Annotated in this window: 2 protein-coding genes and 1 pseudogene; 2 read left to right on the forward strand and 1 reads right to left on the reverse strand. The window is 72.1% G+C overall.

Features of this window, described 5'->3' with window-relative positions; all coding sequences use genetic code 11:
• Positions 1 to 123: 123 nt before the first annotated feature.
• A complete protein-coding gene (locus JNW89_RS31600; protein WP_238451851.1) occupies positions 124 to 1,098 on the forward strand; it encodes a helix-turn-helix domain-containing protein in 975 nt (324 codons plus the stop codon).
• 67 nt (positions 1,099 to 1,165) lie between these two features.
• Here the strand turns inward: JNW89_RS31600 and JNW89_RS31605 are convergent, their stop codons facing one another.
• Entirely contained in the window at positions 1,166 to 2,791 is a 1,626-nt protein-coding gene (locus tag JNW89_RS31605) for a glycosyl hydrolase family 18 protein (protein ID WP_238451852.1), read from the reverse strand.
• 143 nt (positions 2,792 to 2,934) lie between these two features.
• Between JNW89_RS31605 and JNW89_RS31610 the strand changes: the two are divergent.
• A pseudogene (locus JNW89_RS31610) lies at positions 2,935 to 3,425 on the forward strand (glutathione peroxidase).
• Positions 3,426 to 3,427: the final 2 nt, after the last annotated feature.

Genomic DNA, 3,427 nt, shown 5'->3' on the forward strand with positions numbered 1-3,427 from the left:
CCAGCGGGGCCGGCGCGCCTGCGGGGGCACCGCCGCGTCGCGCACCCGACGGGGCTGGCTAGTCTGCGGGGGCCGACGCGCCCGGGCGCGTCGCCTGACAGGAGGTGACCGCCCATCCTTCCCGTGGCGTCGGTCGACACCGCGTGGCTGCCACCGGCCGAGCGGTTCGACTTCTGGCAGGACCTGGTCGCCCGGGAGTCGGTGCCGGCCCGGATCAGCAGTGACCACGCCGCCGACTTCACCGCCTCCGCGCGGGTGGTCGACCTGGGCGTGGTCCGGCTCGGTGTGTGGCACTACCCCTCGCTGGAGCTGCACCGGACGCGCCGGATGATCCGCAGCACGGATCCGGAGCTGTACCAGCTCGCCCTGCCGCTGTCCGGGCACGGCGCAGTGTCCCAGCAGCGGCGGCAGGCGCCACTCGTCCCGTCCGGCTTCGGCTTCGTCGACACCGTCCGCCCGCACGGGTCGTCGCACCGGGCCGACGGTACGGCCGCCGGCCCGCTGCGCACGCTGACCGCGCTGGTGCCCCACGCGGCGCTGCCGATCCCGGCGCACCGGATCTCCGAGCTGCTCGCCGCCGAGCTGCCCGCCGGCAGCGGGATGGGGCTGCTGCTGGCCCGCTTCCTGCAACAGGTCGCCGACCATCCCGAGCAGTACGCGCCGACCGACGCCGCCCACCTCGACCAGGTCGCCCTGGCGCTGATCGCCGGCACCCTGGCCGGCCGGCTCGACGACGAACACGCCCTGCCGCTGGACGTCCGGGTCACCGGGCTGCGTACCCGGATCGAGGCGTTCGTGCAGCGCCACCTGGCCGACCCGGAGCTGACCCCGGCCGCGGTGGCCACGGCGCACCACCTGTCGCTGCGGTCGCTGCACCGGCTCTTCGAGGGCACCGGCACCACGGTCGCCGGCCTGATCCGCGCCCGCCGCCTGGAGCGCTGCCGGCGCGACCTGGCCGATCCCCGGCTGGGCGGCCTGCCCGTGCACGAGGTGGCCGCGCGCTGCGGGTTCCGTGACCGGGCCCACTTCAGCCGGGCGTTCCGCGCCCGGTACGGCATGTCACCCCGCGAGCACCGGGAGCGGGCCGCCCGACGGTGAGCGCACGCGGGCGGGAGGGACCGTGGGTGTCCCTCCCCGCCGTGTGGGTGGTGCGTCGGCGCTCGGCTCAGCCGAGACCGCCCTTGATGGCGCCGATCAGCTCGCCGTTGCCGGTGTCACCGGAGAGCTCCCAGAAGAAGGCGCCACCGAGGCCCTGGTTCTTCGCGTAGGTCATCTTGCCGCCGATGGTGGACGGGGTGTCGTAGCTCCACCAGTTGCTGCCGCACTTGGCGTACGCCGTGCCGGCGATGGTGCCGGTGGCCGGGCAGGTGTTCTTGAGGACCTTGTAGTCATCGATGCCCTGCTCGTAGGTGCCCGGTGCGGGGCCGGTGGCGGTGCCGCCCGGAGCGGTCTGGGTGACCCCGGTCCAGCCCCGGCCGTAGAAGCCGATGCCGAGCAGCAGCTTGCTGGCCGGGATGCCCTTGGCCTTGAGCTTCTGGATCGCGGCGTCGGACCAGAAGCCCTGCTGCGGGATGCCGGTGTACGAGGTGAGCGGCGAGTGCGGGGCGGTGGGGCCCTGCGGGTTGAAGGCGCCGAAGTAGTCGTACGTCATCGGCATGAGCCAGTTCAGCGACGACGCCGCGCCGGCGTAGTCGGTGGCGTCGATCTTGCCGCCGGTGCTGCCGTCCGCGGTGATGGCGGCGGTGACCAGGGCCGACGAGCCGAACTTCGACCGCAGCGCGCCGACCACGTTCTTGAAGGCGTTCGGTCCGCTGCTGTCGCACTGCAGGCCGCAGGCGTTGGGGTACTCCCAGTCGACGTCGATGCCGTCGAAGACGTCGGCCCAGCGCGGGTCCTCGACGAGGTTGTAGCAGCTGTCGGCGAAGGCGGCGGGGTTCTGCGCGGCCTGGGTGAAGCCACCCGACCAGGTCCACCCGCCGAAGGACCAGATCACCTTCAGGTGCGGGTACATCTTCTTGAGCTTGCGCAGCTGGTTGAAGCTGCCGCGCAGTGGCTGGTCCCAGGTGTCCGCGACACCGTCCACACTGTCGGCCGCCGTGTACGCCTTGTCGTAGTCGGCGTAGCTGTCACCGATGGTGCAGCGCCCGCCGGTGGTGTTGCCGAAGGCGTACAGGATGTGGGTCAGCTTGGCCGCGGACCCGCTGGTGTGGATGTTCTTGACGTGATAGTTGCGGCCGTAGACCCCCCACTCGGCGAAGTAGCCGACGACCTTCTTGTCCCCCGTCGGCGGTGGCGCGGTCGGCGACACGGTCGGCGAGGTCGTGGGCGAACTCGTCGGCGACGCGGTCGGCGAGACCGTGGGCGAGACGGTCGGCGAGGTGGTCGGGGTGCCGCCGCCGCACGGCGCGCCGTTGACGGTGCAGTTCAGCGGCGCCTTGTACGCCCCCGTGCCGTTGTAGCCCCAGCTGAAGCTGGCGCCGGGGCCGAGCGGACCGGCCCAGCTCTTCTTGACCGCGACGTAGTGGGTGCCGCTGCTGGTGACGTCGGCGTCCCAGAAGCTGCTGATGGTGGTGCCCGACGGCAGGTCGAACTCGATACGCCAGGTGTCGACGCTGACGCTGGAGCCGTTGGCGACGGTCACGCGGGTCTCGTGGCCGGTCCCCCAGTCCTGCGCCTTGGCGAACGTGGCGGTCACGCTACCGGCGCCGAACGCCGAGGTCACCGGCACCGCGGCGACGGTCAGCGCGACCACGGCGCCGGCCCAGAGGGCGCGGCGGAGCGATCTGTTCATGTGGCACCTCCTCCAACAGTTAGGAAACTTTCCAGAAGATGGGGAGACGCTACTCACGCTGTCATCACTTCGTCAAGATGTGCATTTATCGATTTCCCCGTGGGTCGCGGCGGCGCATCGGCCGGGACGCGTAGCCTCGCGACATGACCGTCTTCGACATCGAGATCGACGCCCTGACCGGCGGCCCGGCCGACCTGGCCGCGTACCGGGGCCGGGCGCTGCTGGTGGTGAACGTGGCCTCCCGCTGCGGCCTCACCCCGCAGTACGCCGGCCTCCAGGAGCTCTACACCACGTACGCCGACCGGGGCCTGGTCGTGCTCGGGGTGCCGTGCAACCAGTTCGCCGGGCAGGAGCCGGGCACGGCCGACGAGATCGGCGACTTCTGCGAGGTCAACTACGGGGTCACCTTCCCGCTGACCGAGAAGGTCGACGTCAACGGCCCGGCGCGGCACCCGCTCTACGCGGAACTGGTCGGCACCCCCGACGCCGAGGGGCACACCGGGGACGTGCGGTGGAACTTCGAGAAGTTCCTCGTCGCGCCGGACGGCACGATCGCGGCCCGGTTCGCCCCGACCGTCAACCCCGACTCCGCCGAGCTGCGCCGCCGGCCATCGAGAAGGTCCTGCCGGCCTGAGC

It is taken from the genome of Micromonospora sp. 4G55 (genome assembly GCF_016803375.1).

Bases quoted from the DNA above. Each gene is read 5' to 3' on its own strand.
- JNW89_RS31605 (WP_238451852.1), bottom strand. From the start codon at position 2,791: ATGAACAGATCGCTCCGCCGCGCCCTCTGGGCCGGCGCCGTGGTCGCG.